13 protein-coding genes are annotated in these 18,690 nt (G+C 35.5%); 8 read left to right on the top strand and 5 right to left on the bottom strand.

The features are described 5' to 3' along the window. Positions 1-11 precede the first annotated feature (11 nt). From AC1RNE_RS17495 to AC1RNE_RS17480, 4 genes are all read left to right on the top strand, one after another. Positions 12-4,091 (top strand): hybrid sensor histidine kinase/response regulator, encoded by a 4,080-nt coding sequence (locus AC1RNE_RS17495; RefSeq protein ID WP_492802633.1) that lies wholly within the window; start codon positions 12-14, stop codon positions 4,089-4,091. Between the two features lie 108 nt (positions 4,092-4,199). Continuing rightward, complete coding sequence (locus AC1RNE_RS17490) at positions 4,200-4,943, top strand: phosphatase PAP2 family protein (protein ID WP_492802631.1); 744 nt, start codon at positions 4,200-4,202, stop codon at positions 4,941-4,943. Positions 4,944-5,038: 95 nt separating this feature from the next. Beyond that, positions 5,039-6,388: a hypothetical protein gene (locus AC1RNE_RS17485; RefSeq protein WP_492802630.1), complete on the top strand. Its 1,350-nt coding sequence runs from the start codon at positions 5,039-5,041 to the stop codon at positions 6,386-6,388. Further along, positions 6,372-8,648, top strand: coding sequence for a tetratricopeptide repeat protein (locus tag AC1RNE_RS17480; RefSeq protein ID WP_492802628.1), 2,277 nt, complete (start codon positions 6,372-6,374; stop codon positions 8,646-8,648). The genes AC1RNE_RS17485 and AC1RNE_RS17480 overlap by 17 nt, the downstream gene beginning before the upstream one ends. Before the next feature lie 58 nt (positions 8,649-8,706). Here AC1RNE_RS17480 and AC1RNE_RS17475 read toward each other — a convergent pair whose 3' ends face one another. Continuing rightward, entirely contained in the window at positions 8,707-9,708 is a 1,002-nt protein-coding gene (locus AC1RNE_RS17475) for a zinc dependent phospholipase C family protein (RefSeq protein ID WP_492802627.1), read from the bottom strand. 154 nt (positions 9,709-9,862) lie between these two features. Then, positions 9,863-10,327, bottom strand: a complete 465-nt coding sequence (locus AC1RNE_RS17470; protein WP_492802625.1) for a GNAT family N-acetyltransferase — start codon at positions 10,325-10,327, stop codon at positions 9,863-9,865. 70 nt (positions 10,328-10,397) lie between these two features. Between AC1RNE_RS17470 and AC1RNE_RS17465 the strand changes: the two genes are divergently transcribed. Next, positions 10,398-11,015, top strand: a complete 618-nt coding sequence (locus AC1RNE_RS17465) for a hypothetical protein (protein WP_492802623.1) — start codon at positions 10,398-10,400, stop codon at positions 11,013-11,015. An 83-nt stretch (positions 11,016-11,098) separates the two neighbouring features. Here AC1RNE_RS17465 and AC1RNE_RS17460 read toward each other — a convergent pair whose 3' ends face one another. Continuing rightward, a complete protein-coding gene (locus AC1RNE_RS17460) occupies positions 11,099-11,914 on the bottom strand; it encodes a hypothetical protein (RefSeq protein ID WP_492802621.1) in 816 nt (271 codons plus the stop codon). 411 nt (positions 11,915-12,325) lie between these two features. On the opposite strand from AC1RNE_RS17460, the gene AC1RNE_RS17455 reads away from it, so the two are divergent. From AC1RNE_RS17455 to AC1RNE_RS17445, 3 genes are all read left to right on the top strand, one after another. Beyond that, on the top strand, positions 12,326-13,354 hold the full coding sequence (locus AC1RNE_RS17455) for a GntR family transcriptional regulator (RefSeq protein ID WP_492802619.1): 1,029 nt from the start codon (positions 12,326-12,328) through the stop codon (positions 13,352-13,354). A gap of 196 nt (positions 13,355-13,550) precedes the next feature. Beyond that, a complete protein-coding gene (gene leuS / locus AC1RNE_RS17450) occupies positions 13,551-16,358 on the top strand; it encodes a leucine--tRNA ligase (RefSeq protein ID WP_492802618.1) in 2,808 nt (935 codons plus the stop codon). A gap of 142 nt (positions 16,359-16,500) precedes the next feature. Beyond that, positions 16,501-17,028 carry a YfiT family bacillithiol transferase gene (locus AC1RNE_RS17445; RefSeq protein ID WP_492802616.1) on the top strand — a complete coding sequence of 176 codons (528 nt, stop codon included), beginning with the start codon at positions 16,501-16,503 and terminating at the stop codon, positions 17,026-17,028. 2 nt (positions 17,029-17,030) lie between these two features. On the opposite strand, the gene AC1RNE_RS17440 is transcribed toward AC1RNE_RS17445, so the two are convergent. Both AC1RNE_RS17440 and AC1RNE_RS17435 read right to left on the bottom strand, forming a co-directional pair. Next, the gene (locus AC1RNE_RS17440; RefSeq protein WP_492802614.1) at positions 17,031-17,384 is read right to left on the bottom strand and encodes a helix-turn-helix domain-containing protein; all 354 of its coding nucleotides are present in this window, start codon (positions 17,382-17,384) and stop codon (positions 17,031-17,033) included. 162 nt (positions 17,385-17,546) lie between these two features. Beyond that, the gene (locus tag AC1RNE_RS17435) at positions 17,547-18,629 is read right to left on the bottom strand and encodes an aminotransferase class I/II-fold pyridoxal phosphate-dependent enzyme (protein ID WP_492802612.1); all 1,083 of its coding nucleotides are present in this window, start codon (positions 18,627-18,629) and stop codon (positions 17,547-17,549) included. Between the last annotated feature and the right edge of the window lie 61 nt (positions 18,630-18,690).

The following is an 18,690-nucleotide window of genomic DNA, read 5'->3' as shown; positions in this document are numbered from 1 at the left end:
TTATTTTTTTGATGAAATTACGCATTGTACTCATATTGTTGTTCTGTAACAGTTGGCTTACACCTTTGGTGGCACAACTGAAATTCAGCCGTATTAGTACACAAAGAGGCTTATCGCAAAGTACGGTAGGGCAAATCTTTCAAGATAAAAAAGGATTTATTTGGTTTGCTACGAAAGACGGCCTTAATAAATACGACGGCTATCAGTTCACCGTTTATCGACATATCTCTAACGACCCCAATTCTATCAGTAGTAGTACGATTTCATGTATTACCGAAGACCAAGAAGGCAACCTTTGGGTAGGTACTTTTGATGGTGGCGTAAATAAACTCGACAAAACCACAGGAAATTTTATTCATTTCAAACAAGCGGACGATAAAACTAATATCGGCGGGCTTAGTATTTCGTCTATCATTGCATCGCCCGATAATAAAATATGGGTTTCTACTTATGGTTATGGCTTGCTTTGTTTTGATAACCAACAAAAAACCATCAAATGGCGTTTGGTGGAATCTGAGTTGCTGACAACTAATGATATTTCATTGGTTTTTCAAGATAAAAAGAATACGCTTTGGTTGGGTGGGCATTATGGCGTAATAACCCATATTGATAAAAACAACCATGCGAATACTGTTCGCCTTCAGAGCAATCTTCCTCCTCGTAAAAATCAAATCACTTGTTTGGTGGAAGACCCACAAGGAAATATTCTAGTAGGAACACGTGGTAATGGTTTGTATAGACTGAACCCACAAACGAATGTATTTACTCAGGTGCTATACAGTCCTAATCAGAATAATCGAGCTAATTTGATTACAGATTTGGTGTATGACAAAGATGGTACGCTTTGGATTGGTACGGACAATGGAGTTTTTCTCGTAAAAAATAACAATTATTCCCAGCTTAGTTATATAGAGTCCAATCCTGATTCTGAAACAGGGTTAAGTTCGCATGCGATTCAATGTATTTTTGTAGACCGAGATAATAATGTGTGGATTAGTACTTGGGAAGCAGGATTGAACGTACATTACAGACATCGGAATAACTTCAAATTATACCGTCATAAGGTAAACTCTACACAAAATTTATTACGTGATAAAGTAACAGCCATTGCTTGTGAAAACGACCCTAACCGAGTTTGGATTGGTAGTAATAATGGACTGACATTATTTGACAGGGCTAAAAATACCTTTTCACATTATTTTATCAGCCCTTCTCATGCTACTACGAGTACAAATGACATCAATAATTTATATTATGATCGTGATGGAGACCTATCGGTGTTAACGTGGGAAATTGGGCTTAGGATTATGAAAAAAGGTAGTAGCTCTTTTACACTCTATCCTTATGATGATGGTAGCAATACTACACACCTTACCTGTTTGAGCCCTGCCAGAAAACCAAAACATTTGTGGATAGGTACACAAGAGGAAGGCATTTTGTTATTCAACAAACAAACGGGCGAATTCAGCCCTGTTCCAGACCTCAACCGTAAAGGTGTGTTATTGGGGATGCACATTAATTCTATCTTAGAAGAAGAAAACGGCACACTTTGGATTGGTACTTACAACAATGGTATTTATTGTTATAATCAAAAGAAAAGGCAAATTGTGCATATCCGCAAATCAAATCGTTCGGATGGATTAAGTGCTAATCAAATCAATAAAATATTTCAGGATTCCCGCAAACAAATCTGGATAGGCACGAATGGTGATGGACTGAACCTTTACCAACCAGCTACACGAACTTTTAAAGTTTGGAGAACAGAAGATGGATTACCCAATAACACGATTAAGGGTATTGTTGAAGACCGTCATTATCATTTGTGGTTATCGACCAATCAAGGTATTTCACAATTCATTACCTATAGCAATTCATTCAAGAACTATACAAAAGCTGATGGGCTTCAGGGCTCAGAGTTTTTGCTGAATGCTTATGCTCAAAATAATCGTGGTGAAATATTTTTTGGTGGTACAGAAGGACTCAACATTTTTCATCCAGACAGTCTGATAGAAAGTAATATAGTACCCAATGTATACCTTACTGGCTTAAAATTGTTCAATAAGCACGTGGTAGTGGGACAGCCTGGCTCACCTTTGCAACAAGATATTTCACAAACAGAGGAATTAGTACTAGAATCAGATCAGAATGTATTTTCAATTGATTTCACTGCCTTAGATTTCCAACAGTTCAAGAATAATCAATATGCTTATGTGCTCCAAGGCTTTGATAAAGAGTGGAACTATGTAGGCACACAAAGAACAGCCAACTATACCAACTTGAATGCAGGAAGCTATCTGTTCAGGGTAAAAGCGACCAATAATGATGGCGTTTGGAATCAAAGGGAAGCCATGCTACGCATTACGATATTACCCCCTTGGTACAGAACTTGGTGGGCGTATTTCTTTTATTTAATTATTGTGGGTATTGGGCTTTATTTCACCAGAAGAGTCGTGCTCATTCGTGAACGTTTGAAATTGGATGTACAATTACAAGAAAGAGAAAAAGAACAAGTACAGGAATTAGACCGACTAAAAACTAATTTCTTTACTAATATTTCTCATGAATTCAGGACACCTCTTACGTTGATTATCAGTCCATTAGAAAAATATTTAGCCGACAGCAAAGACATTCCAGACTCTCAACGCAAAAGGACGGAATCTATTTATAGAAATGCAAAGCAATTGCAAAAACTGATTAATCAATTACTTGATTTATCTAAATTAGAAGCAGGCAAATTATCGCCAGAAATTACGCAAAACGATGTAATTGATTTTGTTCAACAGATTACAGAATCGTTTAGAGGATTGGCTGAACAAAAGAATATCAGCCTTCTTTTCAAACCATCGACCCCTTATTTATTGGCTTATTTTGATACAGATATTCTAGAGAAAATTGTTACTAACTTACTTTCCAATGCCTTCAAATTCTCAGACAATGATGGCGAAATTGTGGTAAAAGTATCGGTAAATCCAGCCGATAATCAAAGAATTATTATTGCCGTAAGCGATACGGGTATTGGGATTGACAGTAAAAATTTACAAAACGTATTCAATCGTTTTTACCAGATTCATGGGAAAGACCCTCAGAAACATGTGGTAGGTACTGGTGTAGGGTTAGCGCTGTGTAAAGAGTTGATAGAGTTACACAGAGGAGAGATTCTAGTTAGTAGTCGATTGGGCAAAGGAAGTACCTTTACCATTCACTTGCCTATTAACAAAGATGCCTACGATAGTAATTGGATTCGGGATAATGCGATTGCCCTAGAACTTCCTCCGATTAATGTTCATGATAATTTGATTGAGCCTCATAAAAACGAACATCCTAAAAAGAATGTTCCGCTTTTATTAATTGCAGAAGATAACGACGATTTACGCAATTATATCAAAGAGATTTTCGTTGAAAATTTCAATATCATCGAAGCAAACAATGGTCAGAAAGCCCTTGATATTGCCATAGAACAAGTGCCTGATTTAATCATTTCAGACTGGATTATGCCTGAAATGACTGGTGGTGAGCTTTGCGAGCATGTCAAAACCAAAGAAGGTACGAGCCATATTCCTGTAATTATCTTGACCTCTAGAAGTAGTAACGAAAGTAAATTAGCAGGACTAGAAATTGGTGCTGATGATTATATTACCAAGCCTTTTAATGCTAGCTTGTTGGAAGCGAGGGTTAAGAACCTATTGGAAAGCAGAAGAAAACTCAGAGAAAGGTTTAGTAAAGAAGTCAAAGTAAATGCAAAGGAAATTACTTTAAATTCTTCAGATGAACATTTTCTAGAAAAAGCAGTTAGGATTGTAGAGGAAAATATGATGAATACTTCGTTGGATATTGCTTTTTTAGAAAGAGAGTTGAACATGAGTACGATGCAGTTGTATCGAAAACTAAAAAGCTTAACCAACTTTTCAGGAAACGAGTTTATCAAAAATGTTCGCTTGAAAAAGGCTATTCAATTACTTGAAACCGATAGCTTTACCATTGCAGAGATTGCTTATAAGGTTGGTTTTAATGATCCTTCTTATTTCACTAGAATATTTAAAAAGGAGTTTGGTAAATCGCCATCTGAATACTTAGAAAAAACGCCACTATAATATCTATAACTATCTTCAAGTTTCCTTCAGATTTATTAGGTATCTTGGTTGTGCCAAACCAATACTATTACGATAAATTTGTGCGTAAGCACTTAACATTTCCGTCTGATGATGAATATTAAAAAAAGTTTTTTAGTGTCTTTTTTACTTTACCTAAGTATATGTCCTACTGCTTTTACGCAACAAAGAGATTCTACCTTTCGTAAATTAACCATCAAACAACTGATTGTTCCTACCGCCCTACTTGCTGGAGGCTATACGTTGAAAAGTTTTAGTTTAAAGCAAGAACAATTAGAATGGCATGGTAAATACTATAGCAACTTTAGTACACACGTAGATGATATCATTCAATATACGCCTTATGTAGCAGTGTTCGGGTTAGATTTAATGGGCATTAAAGCAAAACATACTGTGGGTGACCGTGTTGGTGTTTTATTGATTGGCGCCACTATCATGTCGGGAACGGTGTTTACCTTAAAACATACTACTAAAGTGCTTCGTCCTGATCTTTCTGGGCAAGATTCTTTTCCGTCGGGCCATACTGCCAATGCTTTTTTTGGTGCAGCTGTTTTAGCGGAGGAATATAATGACGAAAGTATTTGGTATGGTGTGGGGGCTTATACCATTGCTACGGCTACTGGAACGATGAGAGTATTGAATAACAGACATTGGTTTTCAGATGTAATCGTAGGTGCTGGTGTCGGGATTCTATCTGCGAAAGCGGCTTATGTAATCTATCCTTGGTTGAAACAAAAATTAGGAAAAAAGCCAAGTGATAGTCCGTCCAAAATGGCTTTTACGCCGATGTATGATGGTAGGGTTGTTGGAGGGAATTTGGTGATTGGGTTTTAAGATGATAGTTAAAAAGCTTATGATTAAATAAACATTTGAACCTTCTATTTTAATATTCTTTCAAAATAGACTATTTTTGATAAAAAGAGTAGAGAATGAATTTACCCAATAAAAAAGCGATAAAGTTAGACGAGATAGATAGTGTATTACAATTCAATGCACCTCTACCAGGAAAAGAACATCCTTTTTATACTGACTTTACAGGGTTAAGAGGCGACTTTAAAGAAAAAAAGCTTTATAGAACCCTTAATCTAAACCCTTCAAACCTTACATATAATTACGAGGCAAATCAATTTAACAAACTAAAGGTTTTTTTGGCTGGCATGCGTGGAAGTGGTAAAACCACGGAATTGGCACGTATTGTTGAGGAAATTGAACATAAAGATGGTTTTTTCTGTGTAGTTTGTAATATAGACATTGAACTGAATATGGACCATGTTGAGTACATGGACATTTTGATTTGTCAGATTGAAAATCTTATCAAGAAAGCACAAGAGAAAGGTTTACAATTAGATAAGAATGTTGTAAAGTCACTTAGCAAATGGTTCGAGGAAAGAACGTTAGAGATTAATAGTTCCATCGAAAAATCTGCGAGTATTGAAATAGAATTAGAAGGAAAATGGGGACTTCCTTGGCTTTTATCGTTAGTTGGCAAGTTAAAAGGCGGAGTAACAGGCTCAAAAGAAAGAGCTGATTCTGTTAGAAAAGTATTTCGGAATCGCTTTATAGATTTTGCACAAGAATTTAACATTTTCGTAGAAGATGCTGCTAGATGGCTTCGTGACCATTCTGAGGCTCGTGATATTTTGTTTATTGTTGATGGATTGGAAAAAACAACAACGGCAGAAAGAAGAAGGGAAATCATCATTGAAAATGCTGAAAGTATCAAAAGTATTCGGGCAAACTGCTTAATGACCCTACCGATTGAACTGATGAAATCAATCAGACAAGTAAAGGATTATTCAGAAGTAGTCACTTTCCCATTTATCAAAGTCCAAGAAATAGATGGTTCTGATGTTGAAGCAACGATTAATCGTTTCGTAGAATTTGTCTATAAAAGAATTGATAAGAGTCTTTTTGAATCAGAAGAAGTAGTAAAAACTGCCGTAAAATTTAGTGGGGGTTCTCCTCGTGAATTATTACGGTTACTCCAACATGCAGGCTATGAATTAGAAGATGATGATACCCAAATAACGATGAATGCTTTAATGGAGGCTGTTAAGTATTTATCTGCTGATGCTCGTTTTCTTTCTGAAAAGGAATTAACTGTTTTAAAGGAAATAAGAAAAAACAACAAAGAAAATAAGCCTACACCGTTTATTGATGGTATTGAGAAATTATTAGAAGAAATTGTAGTGATGGAATATAATTCTGGTACTTACAAGAGAGTAAATCCTATTATTGCTTACTCATCAATCTATCAAGAATATGTGGGTAAAGACTGATGATTTTGATAAACAGCTCAAAAAACTCCAACGGGTTGTCCAACCTGCTTTATTTAGGTATGTCATTATTCAGTATAACCATGCTGATGTAAAAAAAGAAATCATACAATTCTTAAAAGCCAATTTCTCTGATAGAACTTTGCTTTCTATTAAAATACGAGAGACTGATTATTTTCAACTTTTAGCCAAAACAGATGCCATTCAAGAAGGTTTTGTCGTGATTGAAGACTACGAATATCTTATTAATGACGAAGTATTTGCCAAGGGGTTTAACCAACGCCGAGATAGGTTGTCTGCCAAAAATATAGCCTATATTTGTTTAATGCCTAATGATGACAACCTCCTTAAAAAATGTAGAGAATTAATCCCTGACTGGTGGTCTTTTCGCTCAATATTGTTAAATTTTGAAGTAAAATTTTTAAATAATACTAGTGAAAATGAAGCGTTTAAACCCTTAGAAATTCCCTCATTAGGAGGATTAGACTTTGCTACCAAAAAAGATGAATTAGATTGGTTAGAGGAAAAGATTCAATCTTTACCAAATACTGAAATAAACCTTAAACTTGAATTACTACAAAAAGCTGCCGATACAGCTTATCATTTACAATTATTTGAGAAATTATTATATTTCTGTGAAGAGCTAAGCCGATTAGCAGACCAAGTACATTTAAAAATCAATAATCCATTACAATTTGCCAAAATTCAAAATAGTTATGGGCGTTATTTTAAATTAAAAGGCGATTTTGCTCAAGCACGTAATAGATATAAGCTTGCTTTAGATTTAGCTACAAAAGCTAACAATGAATATGCTATTGCAGAATATCAAAATAATTTGGCATTAGTGCTTAAAGATTTAGGGGATTATGAAGGGGCTAAAGGTTTATTGGAAAAAGCTTTGAGTTCAGATGAGAAAAACTTTGGAGCATCGCATCCTACGACAGCAGTTCATTACTCTAATTTGGCAACCGTGCTTCAAGATTTAGGGGATTATGAAGGGGCTAAAGGTTTATTGGAAAAAGCCTTGAGTTCAGATGAGAAAAACTTTGGAGCATCGCATCCTACGACAGCAGTTCATTACTCTAATTTGGCAACCGTGCTTCAAGATTTAGGGGATTATGAAGGGGCTAAAGCTTTATTGGAAAAAGCCTTGAGTTCAGATGAGAAAAACTTTGGAGAAGAGCATCCTACGACAGCAGTTAGTTACTCTAATTTGGCATTAGTGCTTAAAGATTTAGGGGATTATGAAGGGGCTAAAGCTTTATTGGAAAAAGCCTTGAGTTCAGCAGAGAAAAACTTTGGAGAAGAGCATCCTACGACAGCAGTTAGTTACTCTAATTTGGCATTAGTGCTTAAAGATTTAGGGGATTATGAAGGGGCTAAAGCTTTATTGGAAAAAGCCTTGAGTTCAGATGAGAAAAACTTTGGAGAAGAGCATCCTACGACAGCAGTTCGTTACTCTAATTTGGCATTAGTGCTTCAAGATTTAGGGGATTATGAAGGGGCTAAAGCTTTATTGGAAAAAGCCTTGAGTTCAGATGAGAAAAACTTTGGAGAAGAGCATCCTACGACAGCAGTTCGTTACTCTAATTTGGCATTAGTGCTTCAAGATTTAGGGGATTATGAAGGGGCTAAAGCTTTATTGGAAAAAGCCTTGAGTTCAGATGAAAAAAACTTTGGAGAAGAGCATCCTACGACAGCAGTTAGTTACTCTAATTTGGCATTAGTGCTTAAAGATTTAGGGGATTATGAAGGGGCTAAAGCTTTATTGGAAAAAGCCTTGAGTTCAGATGAGAAAAACTTTGGAGAAGAGCATCCTACGACAGCAGTTAGTTACTCTAATTTGGCATTAGTGCTTAAAGATTTAGGGGATTATGAAGGGGCTAAAGCTTTATTGGAAAAAGCCTTGAGTTCAGATGAGAAAAACTTTGGAGAAGAGCATCCTACGACAGCAGTTAGTTACTCTAATTTGGCATTAGTGCTTAAAGATTTAGGGGATTATGAAGGGGCTAAAGCTTTATTGGAAAAAGCCTTGAGTTCAGCAGAGAAAAACTTTGGAGAAGAGCATCCTAAGACAGCTTTAAGAAAATGGAATTTAGCAACAGTATTAATAGATTTAAGACTTTTTGAAGAAGCCTTACCATTATTAGAACAAGCCTATACAACCTTTGAAAATATATTAGGTATTGAACATCCTAAAACTAAAAGTTGTAAAGGCTGGTTAGATTGGTTAAATAAAAAAATATTAGAAGTTGGTACTTAGTATTTTACAGCACAAAAAAGTCTCTTAGTTGATGAGCCAAGAGACTTTTTGTTGAAAATTAAAACTCTTCTGGTTTTGCTTTTCGTGATTGTAACAAACCTTGTTTGATTAATTCGTTATTTTTCCAAGCTTTTTTGGCTATTTTGAATTTTGCTTTGTCTTCTTTCGTGACGGTTTCTAAATCAGAAAGGTCTGGTTTGCCAGCATTTACCCATGCTGTATACCAAAAATCAGCTACACTTTGGCTTGATAATATCATCTGATTGTTGATAGTATTACCCAAACGTTCTCCGTAAGCCTTGGCAAATTCGCCCGTGTAATTCTTTCTCATTTGTCCGAAACGTTCAGAACGCTTGAATTTTTTTTCGTCAGTAAAGCCTACGCTAGCATTTATTTCTTCTTTGAAAACGCCATCTAATAATAGACTCGTTGCTGCAATTTTTGTCCAAATTTCAGCCAATGGGTCTTTAATGTATTTAGCTTTATGTTTTGTATAAAGGTTATAACTTTCAATGTTTATCTCTGGTACAGCAGTTTCCCAAAGCGAGTGTAACCCTCTTTGATTGGTTAATTGTCCATCATAATTATAACTTGTATGCAAAGGCACATGGGCATCTGAAACATAATGACCTAAATCTGCGGCATAAAACAAAATACTGTCTTTCATTTTACTGCGGAAAGCTTCCGTCAATTTCTCTTGCATCTCTACGACTACCCACGGTAAAGTACCATATTTTTTAAGGGTATCGGCAGTATATTTTTTTACGGCTGAATCCCAATCATGAGGAATGGTATTTAGTGGGTCAGTGCCATAAATAGGGGCATCTAAATCTATAAAGTGTTTAGGTGCTTCTGTTTTATCTGTATTTCTACGCACATCTGGACGAACAGAGTTATAAACCATATAGTCTTCATTTTTCATAAAGAACGTTGCCATTTTTTTAGGCAAAGCGTATGCTGAAATTTGATGAATGGTTTTGTGACCTAAAAAACCCCAAGAGCAACAGCCTAACAGGATTAAAAGAGCAAGGATTTGTTTAAGTTTTGATAATTTCTTCATGAATCTTAGTTGAATTGACGTATTTTATTGATTGGGTTAGTTGTGAATGAGTGACTATACTTTAATAAATCATGGTAAAGATAAGGCTAAACGATGGAGATTATCACCTTGCTTATTTATGTAATAATTAATTATTATTGCGTTCCATATACGCTTAAAGTGCTAATTCAAAATATAGCACTTCATCCAAGGGATTGTACACATAAGCGGACGTTGCTTGAAAGCCAAAAGAACGATAGAGCCCAATCGCTTCTGTCAGACTAGTTAAAGTATCCAATTTCATGGTTTGATAATTGGCATTTTTAGCAAACGTAATCAATTCTTCTACTAATTTCTTGCCTACTTTATGCCCTCTGGCACTTGGTTTTACATACAAACGCTTCATTTCACACACGCCTTCGGCAATGGGTTTCAAGGCAACACATCCTACAATCTCTTCGTTGATTTTAGCTAGTATAATACATCCAGCAGGAGCTGCATAAACTTTTGATAAAGTTTGCAATTCTTTCTCAAAATCCTGAAAACAAAGGTCTATCTTTAAGAACTCAGCATATTCTATGAATATTTTTCTTACTTCATCTAATTCATCAGGCGAGTAATTCACGTAATGGAATTGCATATTTTTAACTTTGTGAGTAAATAATTAAGGATAAAAAAAATTGAATGAAAATCACTTACTAATTTTGGGCATGAAATTACAAGAAATATTCCGAAACATCATTGCGACAGATTCGCTTCACGCTCGATTCTTGAATACCCTTTCATTAATGGAGAACACTGGTGCAAGAAAAATATCTGCTTCTGAAGATAAATCCAAAGTATCTTATATCGTATTGAAGCACGCCGCAGAAGAAGCACGCCATGCTTTTTACTTGAAAAAGCAAATTCAGAAGGTAGGGAAAATAGCAGATTTTCCAACGTATGAAAAACCATATCTTATCGCTCCTTTTGCTAGTTATACTTATTTACACACATTGGATATTCAGGTATGTAGGTATTTAAAACAAACACTAAAGCTATCAGGTAATGATTTGAAATATGCTGCCTATTTGTTGGTAACCTATGCCATTGAGGTAAGAGCTGATGAATTGTACCCAGTATATCAAGAATTACTTGAAGAGGTGTCGTCTAAAGTAAACATGAAATCAATCATTGTTGAAGAGGAAGGACATTTAGCCGAGATGATTACGCAATTAAAAGAGTTTTCGCCAGAATGGGAAATGCACGCTAAAACTGCCTGTGATATTGAAAAGACTTTATTCGAACAATGGATTATTTCTATTGGTACTGAATTAGGAGTTAATTAATAGCTATCAGCCATGAGCCTTGAGCTATGAGTATTGAGTTTTTAAGTCAAAAAGCTCAAGGCTCATAGCTCACAGCTAAACCCTCACAGAGAGTTTCTTCTGATAAATAGAAATGAGTTTCTGATATGTTCTTGTCTACCACTTAAAATTAAGTCGGCAGCATTTTTTCCTAATTGAAAATGGTCTGTAGATACTACTGTGATTCCTCCCGATAATATTTCTTTGATAGGTGTTTCGTTATAAGAAACAATGCCTATATCCTCGCCTACTACCATCTTCTTATTCTTACAGCACATCAGTGTTTCTGCTAAATATCTTTCTGAAAGAATTAAATAAGCTTCCTTGCTTCTGATAGTATTTTCCTCTATGTCCGAATAGATATTGTATTGTAGGTTGTTCTCTTTGGCAAACTTTTTCAGACCTTCAATGACAAAATATGCATTGGCATAATGTTCTTGTATAATACAATTCAGGGTACCGTATTTCAAAATAGCTTCTCTGGCTTTGAACAAAGCTTCGTAAATATCCTGCTCGAAATCTTGATAAACACAGGCATATTTCCCTCTGATAAATTCATTTCTTTTCTCAAGAATAATCAATTTATTGGTCGGGATACTATTGATAGTTTTAAGAAAATCTTCATTGAGATAACTCGTATGCAACATAAAAGCAAAGTAATCATATTGATTAATTTTCTCTTTTATGACCTTCTCAAAATGGAAAGCATTCTGGGTGCTGAACTGATGGATGTATAAATCAACCGTAGCTTTCCCCTCGATTTTGTCCATAAATCCATCGTAGATTTCATGTTTAAAATCGTTCAGCCTACTAAAAACTATCAGTATTTTTAGTTCTTTAGATTGAAGGCTTGTATGCGAATTGGCTAATTGTGCTGTCAATGAGAATGTCGTTTGAACTTATAGATACCAAGTAACTTATTCCCGAACAACTAAATATCCTGCCTTGCACCGTCAACAAAAATCAGGTCATAACAGGACACCAAATGCTCATTTCTACAACTTTGCAATATATATCCCAACATTTGCAAGAAATGTCCTAACCATTTAAATCAATTTGAGCCTACCTTTACGAAACAATTTATGCACTTTTTCAATAATTTATTTGACTTATTGGATTAATTCGTTTGTTTTTGACAAATGGAGCAATTCAGATAAAAAGTTTAGATTGAAATTCCCAAAAATTCGTACCACTATTATATATAAGCGTCGAATCAACATTTCAATCACTTTGGCATTTACGTATTACCTACTATTACCAATATAACAACCCAATTTTATCCAGTAAATAAAATGATAAAGACATTCAGAGAGTTTTCTCAAAACAAGCAAGATTCAAAAACACCAAAATATCAACAACTGGTAAACACCCTGTTGATTGATATTGAAAGCGGAAACTTACAAACGGGTGAACGCCTTCCTTCCATTAATGAAGCGAGTGAAGAGTGCTACTTGTCTCGTGATACTGTTGAACGTGCTTATTCAGAACTTCACCGTTTAGGTGTAATTACTTCTATTTTCAGAAAAGGTTATTTTATTTCTGGAAAGTCGGCTAAAACGAAAACGAAAGTTTTCTTTTTAGTTGGAAAAATTACAGAGAACAACAAAGCCATTTTTAATGCTTTTGTGAATGCCTCTAACAAAGATGTAACTGTTGATATTTTCACTTACAATTATAAAAGTGATAATTTCAGAGAAATCATCAATAGTCATTTAGGCAATTATCATTATTATGTAATCATGCCTCACTTGATTGAAGAAAGCGAAGAAAACATTAAATGCTTAAAGAAGATTTCTGGCGAACGCCTTATCTTTTTAGAACAATCATTGGCTTCTCTTCATGGATTAAATTCAAGCATTTTGAGTAACTCTGGTGATGAGATTGCTCAGGTAATGCAACAAAACATTAAACATTTCAAGAAATACAAAACCTTGAATTTAGTTTTGACAGAAGACGAGTATTTTGATTCGGAGTTGATTACTGGATTTAGAGATTTCTGTGAAACTAATCATTTTGATTTCCAAGTATTAGATGGCTTTCAGGATGAAGAAGTAATGGCAGGAAACGCATACTTAACAATGGATGACATTGATTTAGTAGCCGTGATAAAATCAACAGAACAACAAAGCCTAACACTCGGGAAAGAAATTGGGTTGATTTCATTAAACGATAACTGTTATAAAGAAATATTAGCTGGGGGGATTACAATAATATCCTCTAAACCTACAGAAATTGGCAGAATGGCCGCCAACATTATCCAAGGAGGAAAACGCCAACAAATACAAGTTCCGATGGAAATGGTATTGAGGAAATCCCTTTAAGACACTTTTTTAATTGAAAAATAGGCTAAGATGATTCAAAATCTTATTCCTTGTTACAACCTTGACTATCTTTAGTCAAGGTTGTTTTGTTTTCATGGCTCTTTTTCAGCTAAAAACCTGTAATTTTGCAATTCTAAAAAAATAGTCAATGTAGCCATACACTTATTGTTAATGTCTACAACAAAAACCACAAGCAATGGAATACAATTTCAAAGAAACAGAACAGAAATGGAGACAGTTTTGGGAAGAAAACCAAACCTATAAAACAGAGGTTAACCATGATAAACCCAAGTATTATGTATTGGATATGTTTCCGTATCCTTCAGGTGCTGGGTTACACGTTGGTCATCCGCTGGGTTACATTGCTTCTGATATCATCGCTCGTTACAAACGTTTGAAAGGTTTCAACGTATTGCATCCGATGGGCTTTGATTCTTTTGGTTTGCCTGCTGAACAGTATGCTATCCAAACGGGTCAACATCCAGCTATTACTACCGAAGAAAATATTGCTACTTATATTCGTCAGCTAAAACAAATTGGGTTTAGTTATGACTGGTCGCGTGAAGTACGTACTTCTGATGCTAAATATTACAAATGGACGCAATGGATTTTTATGCAATTGTTCAAGCATTATTACGATAAAGATGCCAACAAAGCCTTGTCTATTGCTAGTTTAGTTGAACGCTTCGCTGTGTCTGGAAACAAAGGCATCAATGCTGTTTGTGATGAAGATACATCAAATTTCACCGCAGAAGAGTGGAATAGTATGAGTGAACAAGAGCAACAGACTATTTTATTAAAATATCGTTTGACTTATCCAGATGAATCAGTAGTAAACTGGTGCCCGGGTTTGGGAACAGTTTTGGCGAATGATGAAATCAAAGACGGTGTTTCTGAACGTGGTGGGTATCCTGTTGAACAGAAAAAAATGAAGCAATGGGCAATGCGTATTACTGCGTATGCTGATAGATTAATCGACGGTTTGAATGAAGTAGATTGGTCGGATGCTTTGAAAGAACAACAACGTAACTGGATTGGTAGAAGTACGGGGGCAAGTGTCAAGTTTAAAGTTGATGCTTCGACTGTTCAAGAGAATGCTCCAGCATTTATTGAAGTATTCACTACGCGTGTTGATACGATTTATGGCGTGTCGTTTATGGTAATTGCTCCAGAACATGAGTACGTACCGTTCTTGACAACACCTGAACAAAAAGAGACCGTTGATGAATATGTAAAATGGGTAGCTTCAAGAACGGAGTTAGACCGTATGTCGGAAGTCAAAAAAGTTACAGGAGCTTTTACAGGAAGCTATGTAATTAATCCGTTTACGGAAGAGAGAGTGCCTATTTTCTTGGCAGACTATGTATTGGCTGGCTACGGAACAGGTGCAGTTATGGGCGTACCTTCGGGCGACCAACGTGACTGGAACTTTGCTACACATTTTGAATTGCCAATTGTGCCCATTTTGGATGCTCAGAAAAACATTGAAGAACAAGCTGATAATACGAAAGAAGGCAAGTATATCAATTCGGATATTATCAATGGAATGGGCTATAAAGAAGCTACGGCTACTTTAACAAAATGGTTGGAAGAAAGAGGCATCGGAAAAGGTAAAATTCAATACCGTTTGCGTAATGCAGTATTTAGTCGCCAACGTTATTGGGGTGAGCCAGTACCTGCCTACTTCAAAGACGGTTTGCCATATTTGATTGAAGAAAGCGAATTGCCTTTAGAATTGCCAGTAATTGATAAATACTTGCCAACAGAAACGGGCGAGCCTCCGCTAGGACGTGCAGAAGGTTGGAAATACAAAGGCGAGTATGAATATGAATTGTCGACCATGCCAGGATGGGCAGGTTCGTCATGGTATTGGTATCGTTATATGGATGCTCAGAACGAGCAAGAATTTGCCTCGCAAGAAGCCATCAATTACTGGAAGGCAGTAGATTTATATATGGGTGGGTCAGAGCATGCTACTGGTCACTTGTTATACAGTCGTTTCTGGAATAAATTCTTGAAAGATTTAGGCTTGGTACCAGAAGAAGAATTTGCCAAGAAATTGATTAATCAAGGGATGATTCAAGGACGTTCTAATTTTGTGTATCGTGTAAAATCATCCGTTGGAGAAGGCAAAAACCCAGTTTTTGTTTCTTATGGCTTGAAAGACCAATACGAAACTACGCCAATTCATACAGACGTAAACATTGTATCGAATGAGGTGCTAGATATACAAGCTTTCAAAAAATGGCGTACTGACTTCGAAAATGCAGAATTCATATTAGAAGATGGCAAATACATCTGCGGTGTTGAGGTTGAGAAAATGTCGAAATCTAAATACAACGTAGTAAACCCAGATGTATTGGTTGACAAAGTTGGAGCAGATACTTTGCGTTTGTACGAAATGTTCTTAGGGCCATTAGAACAAGCTAAACCTTGGAATACTAATGGTATTGATGGTTCATTCCGTTTTATCAAAAAAGTATGGCGTTTGTTCTATGACGATTTAGGCAACTATAAAGTAAAAGACGAAGCTCCAACGCCTGCGGAATTGAAAGTATTGCATACTTGTATCAAGAAAGTAGAAGAAGATTTAGAACGTTATTCATTCAATACTGTGGTTTCTACGTTGATGATTTGTGTGAATGATTTAGGAACATTAAAATGTACGAACAAAGCTATCTTGCAAGAGTTAGTTATTTTGATGTCTTCGTATACTCCACATATTGCCGAAGAGCTTTGGGTATTGTTGGGTAACGAAGCAGGAACGATTTCTTATGCTACTTTCCCTAAGTTCAATGCGTCATTGTTAGTAGAAGCTAATTTCGACTATCCGATTTCTATCAACGGAAAAGTAAGAGCAAATATTTCTTTCCCAACTGATGCGATTCCAGCGGATATTGAAGCAGGAGTTTTGGCACACGAAGTAGTTCAAAAATGGTTAGACGGTAAAGCTCCTAAAAAAGTAATTGTGGTACCAAAAAGAATTGTGAATGTAGTGCTATAAAAAACAATAGCAGTCGCTCGCTTCAAGTGATTGCATTCTTTCTTTCCATCAGCTCTCTAAAGATTAATGATTTATTTATCTTTGGAGAGCTTTTTTGTTTTTTATTGTTAATAAATTACAAACATTATCTAAACACATATTTATGGATTTACAAGCTTTACAATATCCAATTGGGAAATGGACTCCAAAGGAACAACATACTTGGGAAGAGATTCAAGAAAGTATTGCCCAATTAAAAACAATTCCAGCACTATATAAAGAACTTACCGCAGGTTTGAGCGAAGAAGATTTACTAAAACAATATCGCGAAGGAAGCTGGACTGTCAGACAAGTTATACATCATGTCGCAGATATTCATGTGCTGTATTTTGTCCGTTTTAAACATGCTCTTACTGAAATAAATTCTGAAGGAGTGGTAAGTAAAGTAGATGCTTGGGCTAATTTAGAAGAAGCTAAAAATGCTCCTATTGACTATTCTTTGACTTTATTAGAAGGCACCCATCTGCGATGGACATATCTTTTAGAGCAAATGACAGAAGAGGATTTTCAGAAAGGCTACTATCATCCTACTCGTAAAATGTATTTAACATTGATGGATGCTGTGGATGTAGGTCTTTGGCATAGTAAACACCATTCAGCGCATATTAGAATTGCTTTAGGAGAGGCTTAGTTTTATGCAAGTAAAACGTCTGCTGGTATACCAAAGTTTTTATATACGTTTTTAATCATTCTAAGAGTCAAAGGTCTCTTTTTGTTTAATACCTGTGATACCATTTCTTTACTACCGAAATACTGAACAAGGTCTTTTTGTTTTAGACCTTGTTCTTGCATTTCATATTTTATAGCTTCGATTGGGTCGAGTGGCTCAATCGCATAATGTTTATTTTCGTAGTCATCTGCCAAAATAGAAAGAACTTCTAAAAGCTCAAATTCAGCAGTATTTGGCTGTGCATCAATCAAAGAGTCAATCTTTTTTAGTGCCTCCCTGTATTGTTCCTCTGTTTTTATCGGTCTTACTGCTTCCATTTTCTAATATATTATAAACTAAATATTTTCTATGTCTTTTATTTTGTCATACTCTTTATGAGTATCAATAAAGCGTATATAACAAATTTGGCATTTTTACCCCTATCAAAATATTACTTTTCTATTAGGGTGCGACTTAAGTCGCACCCTAATAGAAAGATTTTACACATTTAATTCTTTAATCATTCCCACAAGTACTCTTACCGCATTCGTTAACTTTTCTGTATCTTTCTCCCCTCCCAATGCGATTCTAATATATCTTTCACCGTCAACACTTTCATCAATAGCAAATTCATTTCCACTGGTGATAACAATTTGTTGACTAGCCATATCATTCACTAACTTAGTCGAATTGATTGTTGCTGGTAGAGTTATCCAGATATGGCTACACGTTGGGTCGGTTCTATAAATGAGATTTTCTAACAATGGCTTTACCATCTGCTGTAGTTTTTCTGCCAAAACTTGTTTTTGCTCAATAATTGTTTGAAGTGCATTCGTTTGTAATAAATAGCTAGTCAACCCACTTAGCAAAGACGAATTGCCACTAGACGACATCCTGATATAATCTGCCACATTCGTTTTCAAATATTGGGGAAGAGTTACAAAAGCAGTTTTAATCAGCGGATTAAAGGGCTTAGACAAGCTATAAATATGGATGGTTTGGGCTGGCAATAAATCTAAAAAACTAAGCGGAGGATTGACACACATAAACCGATAGGCATCGTCTTCAATAATTAAAAGGTCGTGTTCCTTTGCATACTCAGCTATCTGACGTCTTCTTTCAATCGGCATGACCACACACGTAGGATTCTGTATGGTTGGTTGTATATACAACAATTTACTTCCGGTACTTTTTACAATCGCATCCAAGCCTTCTATCGTAATACCATCATTATCAACTTCACAGGGGATTAATTGATAGTTATTTTCTAAAGCAATGCTTTTAAAAGATACATACGTAAAAGGCTCGGTGATAATTGAACTGTATTGTTTCCGACAAGCCTGTAATAAACAGAGTAATGCCTGATTGCCACTATTACACATGACAATATCAATGATGTCTGGGAAAAGTTCAGACGATAAGCCTAACCATTTAGCACCTAAATCAATTGTATTTTTATCTCCATGAAAGGGAGGGAATAACAAAAAATCTTTCTTTTCATGTATAAAATCTTTTGTAAAATATTGCTTGATTAAATCCATCTCTGCTGGCACAGAAGGATAATTAAACTTTAAATCTATCATTGCAAGGTTAGTTTTATTTTCAAAGTCAAATAGTATGATTTACCGTTTTAATTTACAAAAT

This window comes from Arcicella sp. GW822-FHT02H01 (assembly GCF_058802005.1).
Note: the sequence above shows the minus strand (reverse complement) of the source record. Positions and strands in the feature narration are given on the sequence as shown.

What these genes read in the sequence shown, in the direction of transcription:
- AC1RNE_RS17475 (WP_492802627.1), bottom strand. Translation starts at nt 9,708, where the DNA reads ATGAAGAAATTATCAAAACTTAAACAAATCCTTGCTCTTTTAATCCTG.
- AC1RNE_RS17435 (WP_492802612.1), bottom strand. Translation starts at nt 18,629, where the DNA reads ATGATAGATTTAAAGTTTAATTATCCTTCTGTGCCAGCAGAGATGGAT.
- AC1RNE_RS17470 (WP_492802625.1), bottom strand. Translation starts at nt 10,327, where the DNA reads ATGCAATTCCATTACGTGAATTACTCGCCTGATGAATTAGATGAAGTA.
- leuS (WP_492802618.1), top strand. Translation starts at nt 13,551, where the DNA reads ATGGAATACAATTTCAAAGAAACAGAACAGAAATGGAGACAGTTTTGG.
- AC1RNE_RS17465 (WP_492802623.1), top strand. Translation starts at nt 10,398, where the DNA reads ATGAAATTACAAGAAATATTCCGAAACATCATTGCGACAGATTCGCTT.
- AC1RNE_RS17480 (WP_492802628.1), top strand. Translation starts at nt 6,372, where the DNA reads ATGTGGGTAAAGACTGATGATTTTGATAAACAGCTCAAAAAACTCCAA.
- AC1RNE_RS17445 (WP_492802616.1), top strand. Translation starts at nt 16,501, where the DNA reads ATGGATTTACAAGCTTTACAATATCCAATTGGGAAATGGACTCCAAAG.
- AC1RNE_RS17440 (WP_492802614.1), bottom strand. Translation starts at nt 17,384, where the DNA reads ATGGAAGCAGTAAGACCGATAAAAACAGAGGAACAATACAGGGAGGCA.
- AC1RNE_RS17455 (WP_492802619.1), top strand. Translation starts at nt 12,326, where the DNA reads ATGATAAAGACATTCAGAGAGTTTTCTCAAAACAAGCAAGATTCAAAA.
- AC1RNE_RS17495 (WP_492802633.1), top strand. Translation starts at nt 12, where the DNA reads ATGAAATTACGCATTGTACTCATATTGTTGTTCTGTAACAGTTGGCTT.
- AC1RNE_RS17485 (WP_492802630.1), top strand. Translation starts at nt 5,039, where the DNA reads ATGAATTTACCCAATAAAAAAGCGATAAAGTTAGACGAGATAGATAGT.
- AC1RNE_RS17490 (WP_492802631.1), top strand. Translation starts at nt 4,200, where the DNA reads ATGATGAATATTAAAAAAAGTTTTTTAGTGTCTTTTTTACTTTACCTA.